The 21,453-nt window shown below is 74.7% G+C and carries 18 protein-coding genes and 1 pseudogene; 6 read left to right on the forward strand and 13 right to left on the reverse strand.

Translation table 11 applies throughout. The annotated features are described in order from the left end of the window. Window positions 1–6: 6 nt before the first annotated feature. Entirely contained in the window at window positions 7–780 is a 774-nt protein-coding gene (locus AC3CH1_RS28995) for a phosphodiesterase (RefSeq protein WP_488465595.1), read from the reverse strand. A 169-nt stretch (window positions 781–949) separates the two neighbouring features. Here AC3CH1_RS28995 and AC3CH1_RS29000 point away from each other — a divergent pair, with 169 nt between their 5' ends. Together AC3CH1_RS29000 and AC3CH1_RS29005 are read left to right on the forward strand one after the other, a co-directional pair. Beyond that, window positions 950–1,723, forward strand: a complete 774-nt coding sequence (locus tag AC3CH1_RS29000) for an antibiotic biosynthesis monooxygenase (RefSeq protein ID WP_488465596.1) — start codon at window positions 950–952, stop codon at window positions 1,721–1,723. Window positions 1,724–1,787: 64 nt separating this feature from the next. Beyond that, window positions 1,788–3,269, forward strand: a complete 1,482-nt coding sequence (locus AC3CH1_RS29005; RefSeq protein WP_488465597.1) for a hypothetical protein — start codon at window positions 1,788–1,790, stop codon at window positions 3,267–3,269. Between the two features lie 79 nt (window positions 3,270–3,348). Here AC3CH1_RS29005 and AC3CH1_RS29010 read toward each other — a convergent pair whose 3' ends face one another. Together AC3CH1_RS29010 and AC3CH1_RS29015 are read right to left on the reverse strand one after the other, a co-directional pair. Further along, a complete protein-coding gene (locus AC3CH1_RS29010) occupies window positions 3,349–5,712 on the reverse strand; it encodes a serine/threonine-protein kinase (protein ID WP_488465598.1) in 2,364 nt (787 codons plus the stop codon). Further along, on the reverse strand, window positions 5,709–8,162 hold the full coding sequence (locus AC3CH1_RS29015) for a protein kinase domain-containing protein (RefSeq protein ID WP_488465599.1): 2,454 nt from the start codon (window positions 8,160–8,162) through the stop codon (window positions 5,709–5,711). Before AC3CH1_RS29015 ends, AC3CH1_RS29010 begins: the two co-directional genes overlap by 4 nt. Window positions 8,163–8,298: 136 nt before the next feature. Between AC3CH1_RS29015 and AC3CH1_RS29020 the strand changes: the two are divergent. Beyond that, window positions 8,299–8,556: pseudogene (locus AC3CH1_RS29020) on the forward strand (TROVE domain-containing protein); the annotation flags it as partial. An 85-nt stretch (window positions 8,557–8,641) separates the two neighbouring features. Continuing rightward, window positions 8,642–8,866, forward strand: coding sequence for a hypothetical protein (locus AC3CH1_RS29025; RefSeq protein ID WP_032752687.1), 225 nt, complete (start codon window positions 8,642–8,644; stop codon window positions 8,864–8,866). Between the two features lie 108 nt (window positions 8,867–8,974). Here the strand turns inward: AC3CH1_RS29025 and AC3CH1_RS29030 are convergent, their stop codons facing one another. The 3 genes from AC3CH1_RS29030 to AC3CH1_RS29040 form a co-directional block, all read right to left on the reverse strand. Next, window positions 8,975–10,240: a TerD family protein gene (locus AC3CH1_RS29030; protein WP_488465600.1), complete on the reverse strand. Its 1,266-nt coding sequence runs from the start codon at window positions 10,238–10,240 to the stop codon at window positions 8,975–8,977. A 75-nt stretch (window positions 10,241–10,315) separates the two neighbouring features. Then, entirely contained in the window at window positions 10,316–10,537 is a 222-nt protein-coding gene (locus AC3CH1_RS29035) for a hypothetical protein (protein ID WP_488465601.1), read from the reverse strand. Window positions 10,538–10,614: 77 nt separating this feature from the next. Continuing rightward, window positions 10,615–11,424, reverse strand: coding sequence for an NAD-dependent epimerase/dehydratase family protein (locus AC3CH1_RS29040; protein WP_488465602.1), 810 nt, complete (start codon window positions 11,422–11,424; stop codon window positions 10,615–10,617). A gap of 209 nt (window positions 11,425–11,633) precedes the next feature. Here AC3CH1_RS29040 and AC3CH1_RS29045 point away from each other — a divergent pair, with 209 nt between their 5' ends. Both AC3CH1_RS29045 and AC3CH1_RS29050 read left to right on the forward strand, forming a co-directional pair. Next, window positions 11,634–12,638, forward strand: coding sequence for a 5-dehydro-4-deoxyglucarate dehydratase (locus tag AC3CH1_RS29045; RefSeq protein ID WP_488465603.1), 1,005 nt, complete (start codon window positions 11,634–11,636; stop codon window positions 12,636–12,638). Continuing rightward, entirely contained in the window at window positions 12,635–13,810 is a 1,176-nt protein-coding gene (locus AC3CH1_RS29050) for a hypothetical protein (RefSeq protein WP_488465604.1), read from the forward strand. Before AC3CH1_RS29045 ends, AC3CH1_RS29050 begins: the two co-directional genes overlap by 4 nt. On the opposite strand, the gene AC3CH1_RS29055 is transcribed toward AC3CH1_RS29050, so the two are convergent. The 7 genes from AC3CH1_RS29055 to AC3CH1_RS29085 all read right to left on the reverse strand — a co-directional run bounded on the left by AC3CH1_RS29055 (window position 13,796) and on the right by AC3CH1_RS29085 (window position 21,379). Next, on the reverse strand, window positions 13,796–15,082 hold the full coding sequence (locus AC3CH1_RS29055) for an MFS transporter (RefSeq protein ID WP_488465605.1): 1,287 nt from the start codon (window positions 15,080–15,082) through the stop codon (window positions 13,796–13,798). The genes AC3CH1_RS29050 and AC3CH1_RS29055 overlap by 15 nt on opposite strands. A gap of 324 nt (window positions 15,083–15,406) precedes the next feature. After that, window positions 15,407–16,858 (reverse strand): peptidoglycan D,D-transpeptidase FtsI family protein, encoded by a 1,452-nt coding sequence (locus AC3CH1_RS29060; RefSeq protein ID WP_488465606.1) that lies wholly within the window; start codon window positions 16,856–16,858, stop codon window positions 15,407–15,409. An 89-nt stretch (window positions 16,859–16,947) separates the two neighbouring features. Then, window positions 16,948–17,610, reverse strand: a complete 663-nt coding sequence (locus tag AC3CH1_RS29065) for a response regulator transcription factor (protein WP_488465607.1) — start codon at window positions 17,608–17,610, stop codon at window positions 16,948–16,950. Beyond that, window positions 17,607–18,884, reverse strand: a complete 1,278-nt coding sequence (locus tag AC3CH1_RS29070; RefSeq protein ID WP_488465608.1) for a sensor histidine kinase — start codon at window positions 18,882–18,884, stop codon at window positions 17,607–17,609. Before AC3CH1_RS29070 ends, AC3CH1_RS29065 begins: the two co-directional genes overlap by 4 nt. Beyond that, complete coding sequence (locus tag AC3CH1_RS29075; protein ID WP_488466762.1) at window positions 18,881–19,852, reverse strand: hypothetical protein; 972 nt, start codon at window positions 19,850–19,852, stop codon at window positions 18,881–18,883. Before AC3CH1_RS29075 ends, AC3CH1_RS29070 begins: the two co-directional genes overlap by 4 nt. Before the next feature lie 280 nt (window positions 19,853–20,132). Next, entirely contained in the window at window positions 20,133–20,609 is a 477-nt protein-coding gene (locus AC3CH1_RS29080) for a GNAT family N-acetyltransferase (RefSeq protein ID WP_488465609.1), read from the reverse strand. Further along, a complete protein-coding gene (locus AC3CH1_RS29085; protein ID WP_381781412.1) occupies window positions 20,609–21,379 on the reverse strand; it encodes an IclR family transcriptional regulator in 771 nt (256 codons plus the stop codon). Before AC3CH1_RS29085 ends, AC3CH1_RS29080 begins: the two co-directional genes overlap by 1 nt. Between the last annotated feature and the right edge of the window lie 74 nt (window positions 21,380–21,453).

A 21,453-nucleotide genomic window follows, 5' to 3' on the forward strand; every position in this document is an offset into this window, starting at 1 on the left:
GGTCCTTCAGCCGTCGCCCACCGGCACGGTGTGCGTGACCCAGCCCGTGCCGGGCGGTCCCTCCGGCAGGACGTGCAGCAGAAAGGCCGCCGGCTCGTCGGGATAGCCGGGCGCGCCCTCCCGCAGCGCCAGCCCGCTCTGCCGGTACGTACTCGGCGCGACCGCCACCGTGCTGCCCGCGAAGGCCACCGTGACCGGGCGGTGCACATGGCCCGCCAGCACCCGCACGACCCGGGGGTGCGCGGCCACCACCTCCGCCAGCGCGGGGCCGTCCGCCAGGCGCATCGCGTCCAGGAACGGAATGCCGACCGGAACCGGCGGATGGTGCACACAGACCAGGGCCGGTACGCCGGGGTGCCGGGAGAGGTCCCGGTCCAGCCGGGACAACTGCGCGGGACCCAGCCGGCCGCCCGGCGCGCCGGCGACCCGCGAGTCCAGGACCACGACGGTGAACGCCGGGTGCTCCACCGCGTACGACGTCCACGTCCCCCCGCCCAGGAAGCGCGTCCCACCGAACGCGCCTACGAGGGCCTCCGGCACGTCGTGGTTGCCCGCCACCAGATGCAGCGGCAGCGGGAACGCGTCGACCTCCTCGCGCAGGGCCGCGTACTCACCCGGCTCCCCGCGCTCGGTGAGATCACCGGTGATCACGACGCAGCCCGGGAGCGGGTCCAGGGCGAGCACCCGGCGCAGGGCGGCCCGCAGCCCGGCGGCGGGGGCCGCCGCCCCCGGACCGGTCGTGAGGTGCGGATCGCTCAGGTGCGCCACCGAGAGGGTCATGCCCCCACCCTTCCCCGGCCGGCTTCGACCGCACCCGAGGCCGCTCACGCCCTGGGCGAACGGGACACGGGAGGTGCAAGACGGATCAATTTGACCTCAACCGGACTTGAGGTGTCACCGTAGTAGTCAGGACGCACCGACCGACGTGCGTGAAGAAGGGAACACCGCCATGACCACGCACCTCACCGACCGACCCGACCCGGCCCGCACCGACGCCCGGATCGCCAAGGCCAGCACCTGGAACGTCGGTACACCGCAGCGGCAGCGAGAGGCCGTCGACGCCATCCGGAGGGCCTGGGAGAGCCGGGAATGGCCGCACCCCGGGCTGCTCTCCCACAGCGTCTACGCGGGGGAGGACGGCGCGACCCTCCTGCACTACTCCCAGTGGACCGGCGAACAGGCCTACCAGGACTTCGTACGGGAGAGCGGCGACGCCCGCGACGCCGAGATCGACGCCGCCGTCCCCGGCATCGAACGCCACGGACCGCGCACCTACGAGCTGTACCGCTCCAGCCTCCGGGCCCTGGGCGACACCAGGGAGACCGGCTGCCTCGTCATCGTGGACGTCGAGTTCGACGGGCCCGACCCGGCCCGTCAACGCGACTGGGTGAACACGGTGTTCGAGGCGCTCGGCGAGGAGGCCGAACTGCCCGCCGGCGGCATCGCCGCGTACTTCCACGTCAGCACCGACGGCACCCGGGTCCTCAACTACGCCGAGTGGGAGAGCGCCGAAGACCACATCGCGGCCCTCGCGGCACCCGGGGAGGGCATCGGCTCTTCGTCCCCGCTCTGGGAACGTGTCCAGAACTACCCGGGCATGACCGGCGGCGGCGTGCACCGCTACACCCCGGTGCTCAGTGTCGAGCCGGGTGCGGGCGTATATGAGGGCGTGGCGGACGGTATGTGGCGAAGCGGTGGGCGGTACGCCGCGCACAGCGTCTAGGCTTGGGCGGCCGAACCGCGTACGCACTCCGTATGCCCCGAGCACGCACCGAGGAGAACCCCCGATGTCCGCAGAGCGTCCCTCCCTGCCGCCGGTGCGGCTGAACACCGAGGCCGAACTGGCACGGGACGCGCTCGCCGCTCCGCTGTTCGTCCGCGCCGTCAAGCTCGCCCGCTGGGCGGGCCCGGACACCCGGGTCGGGGCCGGCGGCGAACTGGTCGAGGACCAGCTTCCCGCAGCCGCCGAGCACCTCGCCCTCCCGGCGGACGAGGACGGCGCCGCGTACGCCGGCGAGGCCTGGCGGCTCGCCGTGGACACCGGCCTCCTCGACGTCACCGACCCCGAGGAGGGCGAGGGCGACGAGGGCGCGGACGGCGAGGGCACCGTCACCATCGGCGAGAACCTGGCCCTGCTCACCGGCGGCTCCCCGCAGGACGTCCTGTCCATCTGGCTCGACGGTCTCGACGCCGTGCACGCCGACGCCACCGCGCCCGTCCTGGACGACTTCGCGGACCTCGTCGGCGAGGACGGCTCGATCGACTTCGACGCCCTGGACTGGGACCCGGAGGCCGAGGCGGAGTTCCTCGACGGCGTCCTCGGCAACCTCTACCTGCTCACCCTCGCGGACAACGGCGCGGGCGAAGGACCGGTCCCGCTGCCCGCCCTCGCCGCGTCGATGATCGTCCCCGACGACATGGGCGAGCCCACCGACGACATCCTGGAGCAGGTGTCCGAGGCGATGATGCGCCTCGACGACCAGTTCAGGCTCCTCGAACCCATCGGGATCGTCGAATACCGCCCGGTCGACGAGGCGTTGCTGGTCGAGGAGGGCGAAGCCGCGGACGACTCCGCCGCCGGGGCCGACGACGAGGACGTCACCCGCTACGGCATGGTCAAGCTCACCCCCCTCGGCCTGTACGGCATCCGGGCCCGGATGCTGGAGGCCGGGGTGGACGCCCCCGCCGTCGGCGACCTCGCGGGCAAGGGCGCCGACGTGCTCCTCGACGGCATCGCCCACTACCCGGAGCCCGCCGCCCGCGCCGAGGTCAAGCTCTGGCTCGCGGGCCACGGCGCGGAGGGCGCGGTGGCCGCGGCGGCCGAGCTGCTGGCCGCCGCGCGCGGCACGGACGAGGGCGCGCCGCTGCGCCGCCTCCACTGTCAGCAGGCCCTCGCCCTGGCCGGCCCCGGGGCGGAGCCCGCCGTACGCGCGGTGCTCGGCGACCCGGAGCTGGGTGGCCTGGCCCGCGTCTGGCTCGCGGAGCGCGGTGCGGCCGACGTGCCCGCCCCGCCGGAGGACATGATCTTCTGGCTGGCCATCGACACGATCGCCGCCCAACTCGACGCGGACGGCGAGCTGGACGAGCTCCAGGGCCTGGTCGAGGGGCTCTCCGCGCAGCACAGCGGCTTCTTCGACGAGGTCTGGCGCGTCGACCACCCGGCCACCGCCGACGTGCTGGAGGCCATGGGCCGGCTGCACAGCGACAAGAAGGCCGCCAAGGACGCCCGCAAGGCCGCGTTCAAGGCCCGCTCGCGCGCGGGCGGTTGAGGGGCTGAACGCCGGGTTCGGAGCAGTGTTCGGCTGAAGAGCTCTGCTCCTGCCAAGCAGCCGTCAGTGGTTCGCGGCCTCAGGAGCCCCGCACCGGCGCGGCCGTGTGGTTGTACGCCCGTACCGCCTTCGTGCCGACGCGGGCGTACCAGCCGGACGGGTCCGCGGCGAGGTCCCGGACGTCGGTGACCCCCCAACCGCGCTGCACCGCACCCCGGTTCACGTCCAGGGCCCGGCACAGCTCGCCCGTCGCCGCGTACACCGTGCCCCCGGTCACCACCGGCGGCACCTGGCCGACCCCGCCGAGCGTGGCCGCCCAGCGTTCCTCGCCGCTGCGGAGGTCGAGGCACTGGAGGACCCCTGCCCGCGCCCAGTGGAGCAGCGCTCCACCGGACGTCACGGGCGCTCGGACGCCGCCCGTGCCCGCGGGCCAGCTGGTGTCCAGCCCCACCGTCCCCGCCGACCAGAGCGACCGGCCGGTGGCGGGCGCGTAGGCGTGGACCCGGCCCCCGGTGCTCAGCAGCACCGTGGAGCCGGCGGCGGCCAGCGCGCTGGAGCCGGAACTCGGCCCGTCCTTCAGCGTGCCGGTGGCCAGGCGGCCGCCGTCGCGCGCCCGGAGGAAGTGCAGGGCGCCACCGAGGCCGAGCAGGACGAAACAGCCCGCCCCCGGCACCGCCGCCAGAGATGCCACCTCACCCTCGAACTCCTCGTACGCCCAGAGGAGTTCACCGCTGACCGCGTCAACGCACCGGATGTTCCCACCGTCCCCGTCGGCCAGCAGCACCGACCGGCCCAGCACGGCGGGCGGCCGGACCTCCGCCGTGCCCCCGGTCCAGCGCCGCGCACCGGTGCGCAGGTCCACCGCGTTCAGCGTCGGCGCGCCGCCGTCCGCCGCGAGACCGGAGACCAGCACCCCCGAGGCGACGGCGAACCACAGCGGGACCGGGCGCTCCGTGGGCGTGCCGAGCGGTTCGCCGGTCGCCAGATCGAGGGCGGCCAGGCCCACATCGGCCGCCGCCAGCACCGAACCGGACACCCCCCACTGCGCGGGGGCGTTCTCCTCGGCGCCGGTCAGCCACCGGCGCCCGGCGTCGCGGACCCGCCGCGCGGTGACGTATCCGCCGCCGCTGCCGGTGGTCCCGACATCGGGTACGGCGACGCCGTGCACCAACAGCGAACTTCCGGCCGACCGCAGCGCGTCCACGGTGGTGCCCTCGAACGCGGGGGCCAGGGTCCAGCGCAGGGCGCCCTGCCGGGTGCTCCCCGGCCGGATCCTCAAGGGATCCTCGACCCGCTCCTCCCGCCCGCCGGCCCCGCTCCGGTTGAACGCGTACGTGACGAGCGAGGCGAGCCCGCCGCCCCCGGCCAGCAGCAGACCGCGCCGGGTGAGCTCTCCGCGCCGGGCCGACGGGCTCCTCACCACGGGCGGCGGTGGCAGGACGGAGAGCGGGCGGGTGCGGGCCGGAGCCGGCGCCGGGGCGGTCGGGGCCGCCCCCGGCGGGCCGGGCGGAGCGGCGGGCTCCTCGACGGGCTGCTCGGCCGCCCTGCCCAGGACCAGCGTGCGCAGCGGCTCCGTGCGCCACCACAGCGCCGGATGCGGATCCGTGGTGGCCCGTAGGACCTGGTCCACCGTCGGACGCAGGCCGGGGTCCTTCTCCAGGCAGGCCGTCACCACCTCCCGCACCCCGTCGGGTACGCCGGTGAGATCCGGCTCCTCGTGGACGGCCCGGTAGAGCAGCACCGCCGGGGTCGCCGAGCCGAACGGGCTGCCTCCGGTGGCGGCGAAGACCAGCACCGCCCCGAGCGCGAACACATCGGCCGCCCCGGTCACCGCCACGCCGCCCGCCGCCTGCGGGGAGTCCGTGTCCCCCGTGACGATGCCCCCGGTGATCTGCTCCGGGGCGATGAACCCCGGGGTGCCGACGACGTCACCCGCACCGGTCAGCCCGTGGTCGCTGATCGCGCGGGCGATCCCGAAGTCGATGACCCGGGGCCCGTCGGCGGTGATCAGCACGTTCGACGGCTTGAGGTCGCGGTGGACGAGGCCCGCCCGGTGGATGGCCTCCAGCGCCTCGGCGAGGGCCGCGCCCAGGGACCGTACGGCGGAGGGCGCCAGCGGTCCGGTCGCCGCCACCGCGTGCCGCAGCGTGACGCCCGGCAGATACGCGGTGGCGAGCCAGGGCCGGGACGACTCCGGGTCCGCGTCGAGCACCGCCGCCGTGTGCGCCCCGGTCACCGCGCGGGCGGCGGCGGCCTCGCGGCGGAACCGTTCACGGAAGTGCGGGTCGGCCGCCAGGTGTTCGTGCACCGTCTTCACCGCGACGGTCAGCCCGCCGGGCGTCCGGCCCAGATAGACGGTACCCATGCCACCCGCCCCGAGCCGGCCCAGCAGCCGGACGGAGCCGAGCCGTTCGGGATCGCCCGGGAGCAGGGGGCCGGTCACGCGGACTCCGGTCCGGTGAACGTCTGCACGGTCCCGCCGGCACAGACGTGGAGGAGACCCCCGCCGGCGGCGGCGAGGAAGGGCCCGTCCTCCTCGACGGGGACCGACCACAGGCGGCGCTCGTGGAGGGCGTCGAGGGCGTGCACCCCCCAGAACGCACCCTCCCCAAACTTCGCTTCGTGGCCCGGCTCCGGTCCGGTGGCGTACAGCGTGCCGTCCGCCACCAGCGGCGGCCCGTCGTCGACGCCGCCGCCACCGTCGTCGGAGGCGAGCCGCCCGACGTCCGTACGGTTCCAGAGGGTCCGCCCGTCCCGGGCGTCGAGCGCGGTGACCCCGCCCGCCGTCGCGGCGTGCACCACACCATGGGTCGCGGTGGGCGTGACCGTGGGCGACCCTTCGAGCGTCCTGCGCCAGGCGGTGCGCCGGGCCGCCAGATCGACCGCGAGGACCAGGCTGCCGCGCGCGTAGTACCGGGTGCCGGAGGCGCCGGGGTGGGCGTGCGGATAGGGGGCGCCGCCGGGTATCTCCGGCTCCGGCCGCGGTGCCGCGCCGGAGATCCGCAGCACGGACAACGGTTCCTCGGCGGAGGCCCCGGGGCGGGGCGGGAGGCGGAGCCCGACGGCCAGCCGGCCGCCCGCCGCGTCGATGCCGGTCACCGCGGCCCGCGTCCCCTCGTGGAACCAGAGGGCCTCTCCCGTACGGGAGTCGAACCCGTACGCACGCCAGGGGCGATCGCCCAGGGAGCGCTTCGCCCACAGGGAGGCGTCGGAGGCGTAGGAGACCAGGGCCGTCGTCCCGCCGTCGACGGCGAGGAACGCCGACTGGCCGTCTGGTGCGGTGGACGTCCGCGTCCGGGCGTTGACCGGCCGGTACGGCAGGGCCGACCAGCGCCGGTTGCCCGTCCAGGCGTCGAGGGTGAGGAGTTCCGGTGCGAAGAGCAACCCGGAGAGCAGCAGGTGCACCTGGTCCCCGAGCGGCCGGACGGCCGTGACGTCCCGTGCCGGATACCGCCAGCGCACCGCACCGGTGGCCGCGTCGAGGGCGGTCACCGCCGCCGCGTCCGTGACGAGGAGCGCGCCGCCGTGGCGCAGCACCCGGCCGGACGGGCCCAGGTCGCCGACGGTCCGGGTCCACAGCAGACGTCCCCGGGCCCAGCGGGTCTGCGGCGCCCGTGAGGCCCCCCGTCCGCCGGTCGGGCCGTCCTTCTCGGTGCGCCGGAGCAGAGCCGCGCCGCCGAGAAGACCGCCTCCCGTCAGGAGCGCCGCCCCGCCGAACGCGAGCAGCCGCCGCCTGGCCGGACCCCGGCCCGGCCCACCGTCGTACGGGACGGCGTCCCGCGGCTCGGCCACGGGACGGGTCCGGTACGGGACGGCGTCCGCCGGGGTGCGCGTGGCGCCGGTGGGGGAGGGCGCGGGTACGGCGTCGGCCGGAGCGGTACCGGCGTCCGGAGTGCCTGCCGGAGTGCCTGCCTCGTCCGCCTCGTCCGCCTCGTCCGCCTCGTCCGCCTCGTCCGGCTCGTCCGGCTCGTCCGCCTCATCCGGGGCAGCCGGGATGCCCGCGTCGTCCCGGCTGCCGTGCGTGGCGTCCGCCACCAGCGCCGCGACCCTGTTCTCGTGGTCGCGGACCAGGCCGGCCACCGGGTCCCGCTCCCACCACGCGCCGGCCGGGGACCGATCCGCGCACCAGTCCAGCACGTCGGCCACCGCGGGACGCCCGGCCGGGTCGCCCGTCAGACAGGAGGCGAGGAACGCCCGCCACTCGCCGGACGGGGACCCGTCCAGATCGGCCTCGCCCCGCATCGTCCGGTACAGCACCTGGTGCGCGGGTCCGGAGCCGAAGGGCGGTCGGCCCGTCCCCATCCGGGCGAGCAGCGCCGCGAGGGCGAACACATCGGCCGCGGGGGACGGCTCGTCGTCGGCCGTCAGCAGCTCCGGGGCGATGAACCCGGGTGATCCGACGACCTCCCCGGTGCCCGTGAGGGTCTCGTCGGCCGCCCGCCTGGCGATGCCGAAGTCCAGGACCTTCGGGCCGCTCCGGGCCAGCACCACGTTCGACGGCTTCAGATCGCGGTGGACCAGCCCGACCCGGTGGATGCTCGCCAGCGCCTCCGCGAGCGCCGCCCCCAGCCCGGCCAGCGGCCCCGCGCCCAGCGGCCCGAGCGCCCCGGCGGCCTGGGTGAGCGTCGGCCCCGCACAGAACTCGGTCGCCAACCACGGCCGTACGGCGTCGGGGCCCGCGTCCAGCACCGCGGCGGTGAACGGACCGGCGACCGCCCGCGCGGCGAGCGTCTCGCGCCGGAACCTCTCCCGGAACCGCGGGTCGGCGGCGAGGTGTTCATGGACGGTCTTCACCGCCGCGAGCCGTCCCGACGCCGTCCGGGCCAGGTGGACCCGCCCCATGCCGCCCTCGCCGAGCAGCGCCACGATCCGGTAACCCGCGACCCGCTCCATGCCTGGCGTCCCCCCTCGTGCCGTCGGGCCGGGGGCGATCACCGCGGGCCCCTCCTGTGCGACGCCCGCGCGCTCCGGTTCGGTTGCGTCCCCGGGTCCCGTCGCGCTCTCTCCGGGACCGCTGGTCGACCGGTCCGCGGTGCGACGGCACCACCGGGACCACGACCGGATACTCATCGTCACCGACGAGCAGTTCGCGTACACGCCCCGTGGCGACGCGACCCGCAGCGTTCCGGACACGGTGCCCGTCCACACCTGGGATCTGGCCGGATACCGGCTCGGCCACGCCCCGTCCGGCGAGGGAAACCGCCACACGTTCGGGGGTCTTTCCGACGCGGCGTTCCGCAGGGTTCCGCTGCTGGAGGCGGGAGGAAGCGCTGACTGGCCGTGGTGAGCGCTGATTACGAATCCGGCACGTCTGGGGCCTTGGGCACCGACGGGCATGGCGTAGGGCCCCCGCAGGGCGCATACTCGACTTAATGAAACAGTCAGCCCGGCGTCACCTGCCTTCCAGTCCCTTCAACCGCCCGGCCCAGGAGGCCCCACCGGTCGAATGCTTCGATGTGGGCGACAGGGTGTCGCACGACCAGTTCGGGCTCGGCAGGATTCTTGCTGTCGAGGGCGACAACGATGCGGTCCTCATCGACTTCTCGGGGCGACAGGGAAGGATCCTGAGCCCGTACTCCAAGTTGACCAAGCTCTGAGACGCGGAACGAGCACGAGCAGCGTCCGCCTTCTCCGGATCCGGGGCGCCTGAATCACTTCAGGCGCCCCGGACTCCGTTGCGGCCCTCCGGAGAGGGCCCACGGCGGCTACAGGGACTTGGCGGCGGGCTTCACCATGCCCCGTACGGTGCGCGACTTCACGAACTCGCCCATCCCCGTCATCTCCCACTCTCCGGTGAACTGCTTGATGAGCTTGGCCATCATCACGCCGGTCTGCGGCTCGGCACCGGTGAGGTCGAAGCGGACCAGCTCCTCGCCGGACGCGTCGTCGATCAGCCGGCAGTAGGCCTTGGCCACCTCGTTGAACTTCTGGCCGGTGAACGAGTTCACCGTGAAGACCAGGCCGGTCGCCTCGGCGGGGATCCGGCCGAGGTCCACCATGATCACCTCGTCGTCGCCCGCGCCCTCACCGGTGAGGTTGTCGCCGGAGTGCTTGATCGACCCGTTCAGGATGGTCAGCTTGCCGAAGTAGCAGCTGTCCAGGTGGTTGCGGTTGGGGCCGTAGGCGATCACCGACGCGTCCAGGTCGATGTCCTTGCCGCGGAACGCGGGCTCCCAGCCCAGGCCCATCCTGACCCGCGAGAGCAGCGGGGCGCCGCCCTTGACGAGGGACACGGTCTGGTTCTTCTGGAGGTTGACCCGGCCCTTGTCCAGGTTGATCTTCCCGGAGCCCGCGGGCGCGGCGGGGGCCGCCGGGGGAGCGGCCGGAGCAGCCGGAGCGGGCGGAGCGGCCGGAGCGGGCGGAGCGGGCGGGGCGATCCGCGGGTCCACGGGGGCGGCGACCGGAGCGACCGGGGCGGCGGCGACCGGGGCGGGGGGCGTCGGAGCCGGAGGGGCGACCGGGGCCGCGGGCTCCTCGACCGAGACGCCGAAGTCCGTGGCGATCCCGGCCAGCCCGTTCGCGTACCCCTGGCCGACCGCGCGGGCCTTCCAGGCCCCGTTGCGCAGGTAGATCTCGATGACCACGAGCGCCGTCTCCGCGCCCAGCTGCGGCGGGGTGAAGGTGGCGAGCGCGCTGCCGTCGTCCGCGTTGCGCACGGTGGCGGTGGGCTCGACGCCCTGGAAGGTCTGGCCCGCGGCGTCGGGGCTCGCGGTGACGACGATCTTCTCGATGCCCGGCGGGACGGCCGTGGTGTCCACCACGATCGCGTCGGGCGCGGAGCCCCCGCCGGAGCGGTAGGTCACGCCGGCGCCCGAGGGCTGGTTGTAGAAGATGAAGTCGTCGTCGGAGCGCACCTTGCCGTCGGCGGTGAGCAGCAGGCCCGAGACGTCGAGCCGCACCGGAGCGGCGACGTCCACCGCCACGCGGGCGGCGGAGAGAGGGATGTTCGAGCCGGGGGTCATTGCGGTCATGCACGGGGTAACGAACGACCCGGCTTTGCCGTTCCCTTACCTTCGGCCGTCCGGAGGACGGTCGTCGAAGGGCGCTCAGCGGCGGTTGCGCGGGTGGTCGCGGGCGGTGTGCTCGTTGCCGTGCTTGTACGCACCGGTCCAGCGCGCCATCACCGACTGGGCGTCGCCCGAGCCCACCTCGGCCAGGAACTTCTCCGCGCGTCCGCCGCGCAGGGTGCCCGCGGGACGGCCGTGGTGGGTGATGGTGACGCCCTGGTCGCCGTGCTGTTCGTACTGGAATCCGTCAGGTCTCGGCATGGGGCGCATCCTGCCTGCCCCGCCGCGCCCGCGTCGCCCGGATTTCCCACCGCGCCGCCCCGCCCCGCCCGGACGGCTCAGTGCGGCCAGATCGGCGGGTCGGTCGCGAAGTGGCCGCCCACGCGGGCGTGCGCCGGGTTGTCCGGGTCCAGCTCGCCCTGCTCGGCGACGAGCTTCGCCGCGTACGGCTCCGAGTCGTCCTGCGGCCGGTAGCCCAGCGCCCGCGCCGGTTCCAGGTCCCACCACAGGCGGGTGTTGGCGGAGGAGCCGTAGACGACGGTGTGCCCCACGTCCTCGGCGGTGAGGGCCGCGTGGAACAGCCGCGCGCCGTCGCCGGGGCTCATCCAGACCGACAGCATCCGTACCGACGTGGGCTCGGGGAAGCAGGACCCGATGCGCACGGAGACCGTCTCCAGCCCGTGCCGGTCCCAGTAGAGCTGGGCCAGGTCCTCGCCGAAGCACTTCGAGAGCCCGTAGAAGGTGTCGGGGCGGCGCGGGGCGTCCAGGGGGATGGGCGGATCGCCCGGAGCCGGGCGCGGGGTGTGACCGATGACGTGGTTGGAGGAGGCGGACACGATGCGCCGGACGCCCTCCTCGCGGGCTGCCTCGTAGAGATGGTGCGTGCCCTGGATGTTGGCGCGGAGGATCTTGTCGAACGTGGACTCCAGCGAGATGCCCGCCAGGTGGATGACCGCGTCCACCCCGCGCACGGCCTCGCGCAGCGCCTCCCGGTCGTTCAGGTCGGCGGTGATCGCCTCGGGCGCGCCCTCCACCGGGACCAGGTCGAGCAGCCGCAGGTCGTATCCGTACGCGGGCAGCAGCCCTCGCATCAGGGTGCCGAGGCCGCCTGCGGCGCCGGTGAGCAGGACGGTACGGGGAGCGGTCATACGGGGGTCTCCTCGGGGCGTACGCGGGGTGCTGTGCGCAATCCTGGCTGACATTCACATGCGTGGACAAGCTAGGGAGGCGAGGCGACGTGCGTCAAGAGCCCGCGTACTCCTTGACCTGCCATCGGAGGCTGTCTTAGCGTTGCGATGTTCATAAATATGGACACCGATCAGAATTGTGCACGTCTGCATCTGCTCAGGGAGCGCCCGTGACCTCAGCCCCCCTCGCCGCCCGGCTCAGCGAAGTCGCCGGGCCGCTCTTCTTCCCCGTGACCGCGTTCGGGCCGGACGGCACCGTCGACCTCGCCGTCTTCCGCGCCCATGTGCGTGCGGGGATCGACGCCGGAGCCGCCGCGGTCTTCGCCTGCTGCGGTACGGGCGAGTTCCACGCGCTGACCCCCGAGGAGTTCCGCCTCGCCGTCGCCGCCGCCGTCGAGGAGAGCGCCGGACAGCTCCCCGTCCTCGCAGGGGTGGGCTACGGCACGGCGCTCGCCGTCCAGTACGCGCGGGCCGCCGAGGAGGTAGGTGCGGACGGGCTCCTCGCCATGCCGCCCTACCTCGTCGTCGCCGACCAGCAGGGGCTGCTGAACCACTATGCGGCACTCGCCGCGGCCACCGGCCTGGAGACCATCGTCTACCAGCGCGACAACGCGATCTTCACCCCCGAGACGGTCGTCGCCCTGGCACGCACCCCCGGCATCATCGGGCTCAAGGACGGCCACGGCGACCTCGACCTCATGCAGCGCATCGTCAGCGCGGTCCGCACCCACCGGCCCGACGGCGACTTCCTCTACTTCAACGGACTGCCCACCGCCGAACTCACCGGCCCCGCCTACCGGGGCATCGGCGTCACCCTCTACTCCTCGGCTGTCTTCGCCTTCGCCCCGGACATCGCCCTCGCCTTCTACCGGGCCCTGGACTCCGGCGACGAGGCCCTGGTCAACGGGCTGCTCGACCACTTCTACCGGCCGCTCGTCGAACTGCGCGCCAAGGGCCGCGGGTACGCCGTCTCCCTGGTCAAGGCCGGAGTCCGGCTCCAGGGTCTGGACGTCGGCGAGGTACGCACCCCGCTCACCGAACCGTCCGCCGCACACGTCAAGGACCTCGTCGAGATCATCGCGAGCGGCCGCGCCCTGCTGGAGGAACGCGCGTCCCAGGAGCGGGCGTCGCAGGAACAGGGCGCCCCGGCGGGCCGGATCGGGGGCAGGGCGTGAAGGCGGGCGCGTTCCTCTACCCGTGGGACGTCGTCGGGGATCCGGGCGCCGCCGACCGGATCGCGGATCTCGGCGTCCGCCAGGTCACCCTGGCCTCCGCCTACCACTCCACCCGGGCCCTGACGCCCCGCCACCCCGCCCACCGCGTCGTCACCGCCGAACACGCCGCCGTCCTCTATCCGCCGGACCCGGACCGCTGGGCGGGGCGGACTCTCGCCCCGTACCCCCAGAGCTGGACGGCCGGCGACGATCCGTACGGGGAGGCGGCGGGCGCGCTGGCCGCCGCAGGTCTGGAGGTGCACAGCTGGGTGGTCCTCGCCCACAGCTCGCGGCTCGGCGCGGAGCACCCGGACACCTCGGTGGTCAACGCCTACGGGGACCGCTACCCCTGGGCCCCCTGCATCGCCCGCCCCGCGGTGCGCGCGTACCTCGTGGACTTGGCGGCCGAGGCCGCCGCCCGGCCCGGCGCGCACGGGACCGAGCTGGAGTCCTGCGGCTGGTACGGCTTCGCCCATCTGCACGCCCACGACAAGGTCGCCGGCGTGGGCCTCGGCGAGGCCGCGCAGTACCTGATGTCGCTGTGCTTCTGCCCGGAGTGCCGCCAGGGGTACAGGGAGGCGGGCGCCGACCCCGGCGACCTGTCCGCCGCCGTCCGCCGCGCCCTGGAACCGGCCTGGTCCGGCGGCGGCTCCCCGGAGTCGGGCCGGGACGGCATCGGGAAGCTGCTCGGACCCGAGCTCGCGGACGCCACCCTGCGGTGGCGCGGCCGGGTCGCCCGCACGTTCCAGGAGGCGGCCGTCGCGGCGGTACGGGAGGTGGCCCCGCCCGGCTTCCAGGTGCTGCTGCACGCCGACCCCGTCCCGTACCGCACCGGGGCCAACGTCGGCGTCGACGCGGACCACATCCTGGCCGTGGCCGACGGCGTGGTGCTGCCCTGCACCGGACCCGACAGCGCCCGGGACGCGGTCCTCGGCCCGTTCGCCGGCCGGGGCGGAGTGCGCGCCGCCAACTTCGGGATCGTCACCGGGATGGGCGGCAGCCCACGCACCCTGGAGCGCGACGCGGCCCACGCCGCCTCGCTCGGCGCCGACCAACTGCGCCTGTACCACGCGGGACTCGCCTCGGGCCCGGACCTGGAGGCGGTCGCCGCCGCGCTCTCACGGCTGGGGTGAGGCGGGGCCGGCCTCCCCTGCGGGGCCTGACGCCGGCGCAGGGCCGGATTCCGGCGCGGGCCCGGATGTCGACGCGGAGGCGGTGCGGCACCGTGCCGCCCCCGCCGCCAGCAGGGCCGCGGCCAGCAGCCCCGCCGCCCCGGCGGTCGCCGTCAGCACCCGCACGTCCACCACCGCGACGAGCCCCGCCCCCACCGCCAGGGCCACCGCGTTGGGCGCAGTCATCAGCGAGCCCGCCGTCGCCGCCGTCCGCCCCAGCACCGCGTCCGGCGTCTCCCGCTGCACCGCGGTCATCGTCGCGATCAGCACGCACGGCAGGCCGAACCCGATCGCCGCGCTCGCCGCCAGGGCCACCCCGTCGTGCGGCAGCGTCCGCGCGCCCACCGCCAGCCCGAACAACGCCATCCCGGCCGCCGCGAAGACCCGCTCCGGCAGCCGGCGCAGCAGCGGCCCCACCAGCAGCCCCACCGCCACGGAACCGGCGCCCTGCACCGCGTACAGGACCCCCGCGTACTCCGGCGTCCGGCCGAGCACGTCATCGACGTAACCGAACGTGACGGCCCCGTTGACCCCCGCCAGCAGCATCGTCGCCGCCCCCGCCGCCACCAGCGGGCGGAGCACGGCCGAGCCGCGGATCCGCCGCAGCCCGGCGAGGAGTTCACCGCGCCACGCACCCACCGGGGGCCTCGGAGCCTCCCGTATCCGGAGCCGGGCGAAGATCAGGGCGGCCAGGGCGCACGTCGCCGCGTCCAGCAGCGCCACGGCCGGTCCGCCGAACCGCGCGTACAGCCCGGCGCCCGCCAGCGGGGCGACCAGCTTCATGCCCTCGTTGGCCGTCGTCCGCAGCCCGTTGAAGTCCGCGAGCAGCGAGGCGTGCACGGTCCCCGCGACGAGCGCCGACTCCGCCGCGTCGAGCAGGACGCCGCTCGCCCCGTAGAGGACCAGCACCACGAAGACCAGCCAGACGGTGCGGCCCGAGTCCACCAGCACCAGCGTGACCAGCAGAGCGGCCATCGCCAGGTTGACCCGGACCAGCAGCTTCTTCCGGTCCACCCGGTCCGCGAGCGCGCCGAGCGCGGGCCCGGCCAGCACCGGGGCCCACATCGCGCCCACCGTCAGCGCCGCCAGACTGTTCGACCCGGTCAGCGACTTGACCCAGATCCCCGCCGTGAGCCACATCGCGGACGTACCGAACCCGGAGACGACCACCCCCGCCAGATACCGCCCCGCCGTCGGGTCCCGCAGGACCCGCACCACCGCCGGACCGCCCATGCCGCCCCGCCCTCCGCCTCGTGGCTCCGCGACCCGTCCGCGCGGGCCGTGCGGCTCATGCTGCGGAGTAAGGCGGCGCGGCGGCATCGGGCGGATGCCCTAGGCCCTGTCGTCGAACTCCCGTCTGCCCCGCGGCGCCATGCACGCACTCTCGCCGCACCGGGCCCACGCCCGAGTACGTCCAGTACGAGGACGTGAGCCCGGCACGCCGAGAGCACGCACCTGACCCCGCAGGGCCGCCCTCCGGGCGACGACGGGAGTTCGACGACAGGGCCTAGGCGCGTCCCCCCGGGAGGTGGGCCAGGGCGGCGCCCGTCCCTCGCGTCACCGCTCCAGCGCCGCCCGCATCGTCTTCTGCGCGATCGGCGCGGCCAGCCCGTTGCCGCTGATCTCGGAGCGCGCCGCCCCCGAGTCCTCCACGATCACCGCGACGGCGACCTCCTTGCCGCTGTCGCGGTCCTTCGCGTACGAGGTGAACCAGGCGTACGGGGTGCTGCTGTTCTCCACGCCGTGCTGCGCGGTGCCCGTCTTGCCTCCCACCTCGGCCCCGGGGATCCGGGCGTTGGTGCCGGTGCCCTCCTCGACGACCGTCACCATCGCGCTCCGCAACTGCTCGGCGGTCGACTCCTTCACCACCCGCTCGGTGTCGCCGTCGGCGGTCTCCTCCAGCACCGTGCCGTCCCCGTCGGTCACCCGGGAGACCATGTGCGGCGCGGCCAGCTCGCCGCCGTTGGCGAGGGCCGAGGTGACCATCGCCATCTGGAGCGGGGTCGCGGTGACCTCGAACTGGCCGATCCCCGTCAGCGCCGTCTGGGCCTTGTCCATACCGGTCGGGTAGACGCTCTTCGCCGCCCGTACGGGGACGTCCAGCTTCTCGGTGTCGAACCCGAAGGCGTCCGCCATCTCCTTGACCTCGTCCTGGCCGAGGTCGACGGCGGCCTTCGCGAAGACGTTGTTGCAGGAGTACTGGAGCGCGGTGCGCAGGGTCGCGTTCTCGCAGGGCGCGGACGGGTTCTCGTTGGGGAGCACGGTGGTGGTGCCGGGCAGGGTGTACGGGGTGGGGCTGTCGGTGCGCTCGTCGACCGAGCCGTACAGCCCGTTCTCCAGCGCGGCCGCCGCGACCACCAGCTTGAACGTGGAGCCCGGCGGCAGCGGCTGCCGCATCGCCCGGTTGACCAGCGGCTTGTCCGGGTCGTCCAGCAGGGCCTGCCAGGCGTCCTGGTCCGTCGTCCCGCTGATCGTCGAGGGGTCGTAGGAGGGGGTGGAGACCATGCCGAGGATCCGGCCGGTCCCCGGGTCGATGGCCACCGCCGCGCCCTTGGTGTCGCCGAGTGCCTCGTAGGCCGCCTTCTGGACGTCCGGGTCGATCGTCGTCAGTACGTTGCCGGGGTCGGCCTGCCCGCCGGTGAGCAGGTCCTTCGGGTCCTTCAGCCGGTCGTCCGTGCCGTCCAGGACGTCGCTGTAGATGCCTTCGAGCTGGTTCGCCCCGTACGCCTGCGAGCTGTAGCCGGTAACGGGCGCGTACAGCTCGCCCTGGGGGTACGTGCGCTTGTACCGGAGGTCGCCGCCACTGGTCCCCTTCGATCCGGTGACCGGCGAACCGGCCACGATGATGTCCCCGAGCGGCTGCGCGTACTGCGCGATGGTGTTCCGCCGGTTGTGCTCGTCGTCTGCGAGCGCCTTGGCCTGGTAGCCCTGCACCCACGTCGCCCGCACCAGCAGGGCGAGCACCATGAGCAGACAGAAGACCGAAGCGCGCCTGATTGTCTTGTTCATCCCGCTGGAGGGACGAGCGGGCGCGTTCCGGCCGTTCCCGATCGTGCCGCTTCTCACCGATTTCTCACTCGGCGCGCAGAGCCCGCGGCTCAGCCCGGGGTGATGAAACCGGACTCGTACGCCGCGATGACCGCCTGGGTACGGTCCCGGGCGCCGGTCTTCGCGAGGACCGCCGCCACATGGGTCTTCGCCGTCGCAGGGCCCACCGAGAGCCGCCCCGCGATCTCCGCGTTGGTCAGCCCCGCCGCCATCAGCCGCAGTACGTCCGCCTCCCGGCCGGTCAGCCTCGCCACCCACGCCGGAGCCCCGCCCGCCCGCCGCCCGGCGTGCTCGGTGGCCAGCGTGCGCACCGCCGCCGGATAGAGGAGCGAGTCGCCGTACGCCACCAGGCGCACCGCCTGCACCAGCTCCTCGGCGGCCGCCCGCTTCAGCAGGAACCCGGCCGCCCCGGCGCGCAGGGCCTCGTACACGTACGCGTCGTTCTCGAAGGTCGTCACGACGACGATCCTCGGCGGGTCCGCCAACGTGGCGAGGATCTGCTCCGTGGCCCGGATGCCGTCGATCTCCGGCATCCGCACGTCCATCAGCACCACGTCGGGCCGCAGCGCCCGCACCACGGAGACGGCCTCCGCACCGGTGGCGGCCTCCCCGACGACCTCGATGCCCTCCTCGGCGTCCAGGATCACGCGCAGCGCCGTACGCACCATCCGCTCGTCGTCCGCCAGCACCACCCGCACCGGAGCCCCGCTCATCGCCCTTCCCCCTTCCGCCCGGCCGGGCCCGGGGCCGTCAGCGGCAGCAGGGCGGTGAGCCGCCAGACGCCGTCGTCCGCGCCCGCCTCGGTCCGGCCGCCCAGCAGGACGGCCCGCTCCGCGATGCCGCGCAGTCCGCGACCGCCGCCGGGACGCAGCACGGCGGGCCCCTCGCCCAGTGGATTCTCCATCACGATCTCCAACTCCCTCTCCCGTACCGCGATCAGCAGCCGTACCGGGGACGCGCCCCCGCCGTGCCGCGACGCGTTGCTCAGCCCTTCCTGGACGATCCGGTACGCCTCCCGCGAGACCACCGGGTCCAGACCGTCCGGATCGCCCTGCCGCTCGTACGCCACCCGTACCCCGCAGTGCGCCAGCAGCCCGTCGAGCGCGTCGAGTCCCGGCCCGTACGCCCTGCCCTCGTCGTCCGGCTCCCCGTCCTGCCGCAGCAGTCCCAGCACCGAGTCCAGCTCCCCGACCGTCCGCCGCGTCGTCTCCTCGATGGCGGTCAGCGCCTCGCGGACGAACTCCGGATCGCGGTCCAGGACCCGGCGCGCCGCCCCCGCCTGAAGGGTCACCGCGCTCAACGCGTGCCCCACCGAGTCGTGCAGCTCCCGGGCGAGCCGGTTGCGCACCGCCAGATCCGCCGCCCGCCGCTCGGCGGCGGCCAGCCGGTCCTCCGGCGTCGGTCCCAGCAGCACCGGGGCCCGCCGGGCCAGCAGCTCCCCGGCCGCGGCCGCGGCCAGCGCCAGCGCCACCAGCATCGCGAGCCCGGCGATCGGGGCGAGAGCCAGGGTCCACGGCTCCCGGAACACCCGGGGGCCGTCCAGCAGCCAGGTGGAGCGCAGCCCGGGGGAGAACGGCAGCGCGGCCACTGCCACCGCGAACGGCGGCAGTGCCAGGGTGCTGCCGCTGACGATCCCGCCGAGCGCCAGATGCAGGGTGTACCAGCCGGCGGTACGCACCCGGGCCTGCCGGGTCCGGGCGGAGCCGTCGGCCAGCAGGGCGGGCGGCACCCCGCACAGGGCGCGGACGGCGGCCACGGACAGCGGCCGGACGAGCGGGAAGAGGCCGGTGGCCGCCGCGATCGGCAGGGCGATGGCGAACGCGGCGAACTGGGCGGGCAGGGAGGTGAACAGCGCTGCCCCGCCACCCGCCATGCCGACCAGGACCGTGCCGACCAGGAAGTACGGCATCAGCAGCGCGCCACCGATGATCAGATGCAGCCAGCGCAGCCGCGTCCTGCGTCCGAACACCACGGCGAGCGGCTTCATGACATCCGGCCGGCGCCGGCCGGGTCGGCGGCGCCGACGTCGGTGGGCAGCGCCGAAGCCGCCGCGCGCTCCGCGAAGAAGTAGGCGCCCAGCGTCACGACGAGCGCCCCTGCCAGCATCTGGACAGCGTAGGTCAACACCGTCGCCGTCGTCGGCCGGTCCGCCGCCTCGCCCGCGCCGATCAGCCCCGCGAGACTCAGCCAACCGCCCCAGCAGGCCATCTCCGCCGAACCGGCCCAGGCCAGGACGAGCGGCAGACGCAGGGAGAGGCGGCCGGTGCGGCGGAAGGCGAGCAGGAGCACCCCGACGACGGTGACCACCACGAAGAACAGGTTGACGGCTTCCAGGACGTAGAAGTCGCTGGTGCGGTCCGCCGCCCGGCCGGCGTGGAGCCCGGCGGTGGAACCGCTGACCCACAACAGGTGCGTGACGCCGGGGAAGAGAGCCGCCGAAGCGGCGGCGACGGCGCTCGCGCGGAGGGCGGGCGTGGTCGGACCCGCCGGCAGGTCCCGCAGCCGCCCCTGCGTCAACCTGCCCCAGCGCTTGCCGGCGTACAGCGCGAAGAGGGCGCCGAGGGCGAGGCCCTGGACGATGAAGCCGCCGTAGACGACGCCGAAGACCCAGGGGTCGAGGAACGGTTCGGAGTTGCCCTCGCCGACCGGCCGGCCGTCGCCACCGCCGAGGAACCCGACGGCCAGCTGGACCGGGAAGGCCGTCATGATCGGCAGCAGCAGGCCGCTCGCCACCCACATCGGCAGCACCAGCAGCCAGGCGGGCACCCGCAGGCCCCAGGGCCGGGTCAGCAGCAGGGCGAGGAGGATGACGGCGCCGTCCATCAGGACCGTGGCCCCGTTGGCGACGCGTAGCAGGGCGCCGCCGTCCAGCAGCGCGCTGCCCTCCGGGATGCCGAGCCGACTGCCCGCCATCCAGGCCACCTTGAGCCCGATGTAGGGCAGACAGGCCACCATGGCGACCGCCCGGAGCACGGACCGCGCCCGGCCGACGCGGTACGGGGGCGGTGCGACGCGGTACGAGGCGGCCTCGGCGCGGTGCGGTGGCGTCCCAGGGGGCCCGGGCGTCCCGGAACGGTGCGGCGGGGCGGGCGAGGGTGCCTCGGGGGGCCGGTTCGCTGTCATGGCGTCCAGGCTTCCGCGCCGACCGGCCCCGCACGTCCTGCCCGGCGACGATCCGTCTCCGCCACGCGGGGGAGAGCCGGTCACGTCCGGGCCGAGGCCGCCCGACAACCGCTCAGCCGTGCAGCGTGACCAGGACCTCGTCGATCTCCTCACCCCGGGCGCGGGCGAATCCGCGATCCTTGCCGGTGACCACGAAGCCGCACTTCTCCAGCACCCGGCGCGAGCCGAGGTTGTCGGCCGCCGCCCGCGCGTGCAGCGGGCGGGTGGGCGTCTCGTCGAGGTACGCCCGCAGTGCGGCGGTCGCCAGCCCCCGGCCCCAGTGCGCGCGGCCGATCCAGTAGGTGACCTGGCGGTCCCCGGGGTCCCCGTACTCCCCGACATGGCCCACCACCGCACCGTCGGCCACCACCGTGCGCATCACCACGCGGGTCCCCGCCCGGATCCGCGCCCAGTGGGCGTCGAACGCGGCCCGGTCGGTGGGGTCCTCGGCGGTGAAGGCGGCGACGCGGGTGGCCCCGGGGTCGCTCATCCAGGCGAAGAACAGCGGCAGGTCCCCGTCCTCGACCGGGCGCAGCGCTATCGCGGCCATCACAGTCTCCGGGTCGCGAGGGCGAGCCGGTCCCGGGCGTCGAACAGGGCGTCCTTCACCAGCTGTTCGTGACCCGGGGTGAGCCGGGCGACCGGCACCGAACAGCTGATCGCGTCGCGCGCGGGCGTCCGGTAGGGGATCGCCACGCCGAAGCAGCGCAGGCCGACGGTGTTCTCCTCGCGGTCCACCGCGTAACCCTGCTCGCGGACCAGCCGCAGCTCCTCGATGAGCTTCTCGCGGTCCGTGATGGTGTGCTCGGTCAGCGCGGGCAGCGACTCGGGCAGCATCTTGCGGACCTGCTCGTCGCTGTGGGTCGCCAGCAGCGCCTTGCCGAGCGAGGTGGAGTGCGCGGGCAGCCGGCGGCCGACCCGGGTGAAGGGGCGCAGATAGTGCTGGGACTGCCGGGTGGCGAGGTAGACCACGTTCGTCCCGTCGAGCCGGGCCAGGTGGATGGTCTCCGTGGTGTCGTCGGACAGCCTGTCCAGGGTGGGCCTGGCGGCGGCCACGACCTCGTCGCCGTCGATGTACGACGTGCCGACCAGCAGGGCGCGGACGCCGATCCCGTACCGGGTGCCCGTCGCGTCCGTCTCCACCCAGCCCAGCTCCACCAGGGTGCGCAGCAGCATGTAGAGGCTCGACTTGGGATAGCCGACGGCCTCCTGGACGGCGGCCAGCGAGTGCATGCCGGGCCGCCCCGCGAAGTACTCGAGGAGTTCCACGGTCCGTACCGCGGACTTGACCTGTGCCCCACCGGACTCGGCGACCGACATCGCCCACGCCCCCTTCTCCAGCTCATCGACTTCTCGTCCGCCTCGGCGTCCGAAAAGCCGCCACACGATTGCCA

Source organism: Streptomyces sp. MGP-P1 (assembly GCF_057766565.1).